The sequence below is a fragment of the Hominilimicola fabiformis genome (assembly GCF_020687385.1).
GTDB classification, from domain to species: Bacteria; Bacillota; Clostridia; order UBA1381; family UBA1381; genus Hominilimicola; species Hominilimicola fabiformis.
This window is the reverse complement of record NZ_JAJEQM010000039.1, coordinates 1-1,623: the sequence shown is the minus strand read 5'-3', so window position 1 is coordinate 1,623 and position 1,623 is coordinate 1. Positions and strand designations below refer to the sequence as shown.

Genomic DNA, 1,623 nt, shown 5'->3' with positions numbered 1-1,623 from the left:
TAAGCCGCTAAATTATCATTTACAATAGAACTCCCATCAGTGGCGGGAGTTAAAACAAGGGACTGCCACTGGTAGTCGTTCTCTTAAAAAACAAAAGGAGAATTGACTATGAAACAGAACCTAATTACAGATGTTATTCAAGGAATGTTACCTTACTTGAATAATGCACAGACAGAAAGATTGCAAGAGGTGTTGCAACATACACTTTTTGATTATGAGGTAACAAAGACAGAAAAAGAGAAGAAACTTTCAGAACAGAATTTAGTAGAGTCTTTCCTATCGGCAAAGCGTATTGAGGGCTGTTCTGAGAAAACCTTGAAATACTATAATGCAACGATACAGTCAATGCTTGATGGCATTGGAAAGAGTATCAAATATGTTGTGACCGATGATATTCGTTGCTATTTGACCGAGTATCAGGCTAAGAAAAAATCCAGTAAAGTTACGATAGATAATATAAGACGAATACTTTCCAGTTTTTTCTCTTGGCTTGAGGACGAGGATTATATTTTGAAAAGTCCGGTCAGGCGAATACATAAGGTTAAGACCGGAACGAACATTAAAGAAACTTATTCAGATGAAGCACTTGAATTGATGAGGGATAATTGCACGGAACTCAGGGACTTGGCAATGATTGATATGCTTGCTTCAACGGGTATGCGTGTCGGAGAAATGGTGTTACTAAATCGTGAGGATATAGATTTTAACGAAAGAGAATGTGTTGTTTTCGGCAAAGGCGATAAGGAACGAATTGTATATTTTGATGCAAGAACAAAAATACATTTGCAGAATTATCTAAACAGTCGCAAGGACGATAACCCGGCACTTTTTGTATCATTACAATCTCCGTATAATCGAATGAATATCGGAGGTATTGAAGTGAGGTTACGACAGCTTGGAAAACGATTGGGACTAAATAAGGTACACCCTCATAAATTCAGGCGAACGCTTGCGACAATGGCGATAGATAAAGGAATGCCGATAGAGCAGCTTCAGCAACTCTTGGGGCATAGAAGAATAGATACGACATTGCAGTATGCAATGGTTAAGCAGAGTAATGTTAAAATTGCTCATAGAAAATACATTGGTTAAGGTGGTAGGAATGGAAAAAGAATATAAGATATTAGGCAATTACATTCGACTTGTGGACGAGCGTAATAGGGATTTAGCCGTAACAAAGTTGCTTGGTGTAAGTATAAGTAAAAAATTTATTCCGTCAATCGCAAATATTGTAGGAACTGATTTATCGAATTATAAGATAGTTAGAACGGGACAGTTTGCATACGGACCCGTTACTTCACGAAATGGAGAGAAAATCTCTATTGCTTATTTAGATGAAGAAGATTGTATCATTTCAAGCTCTTATACAGTTTTTGAAGTTGAAAATAAAGAGGAATTAGACCCTGAATATCTTATGCTTTGGTTCAGCCGACCAGAATTTGACCGCTATGCAAGATATAAGTCACACGGAAGTGTGAGAGAGATTTTTGATTGGAATGAACTTTGTATGGTTGAGCTTCCAGTACCAGATATTGAAAAGCAGAGAAATATTGTGAAAGCCTACAAGACAATAACCGACAGAATAGCTTTGAAACAGAAGATAAATGATAATTTAGCGGCTTA

2 protein-coding genes are annotated in these 1,623 nt (G+C 37.0%); both read left to right on the top strand.

The features are described 5' to 3' along the window. Positions 1 to 108: 108 nt before the first annotated feature. Complete coding sequence (xerA, locus tag LKE05_RS13980) at positions 109 to 1,092, top strand: site-specific tyrosine recombinase/integron integrase (protein WP_129258901.1); 984 nt, start codon at positions 109 to 111, stop codon at positions 1,090 to 1,092. A 10-nt stretch (positions 1,093 to 1,102) separates the two neighbouring features. Beyond that, positions 1,103 to 1,623, top strand: a 521-nt coding sequence (locus LKE05_RS13975) for a restriction endonuclease subunit S (RefSeq protein WP_195993845.1), incomplete at its 3' end; no start/stop codon positions are given.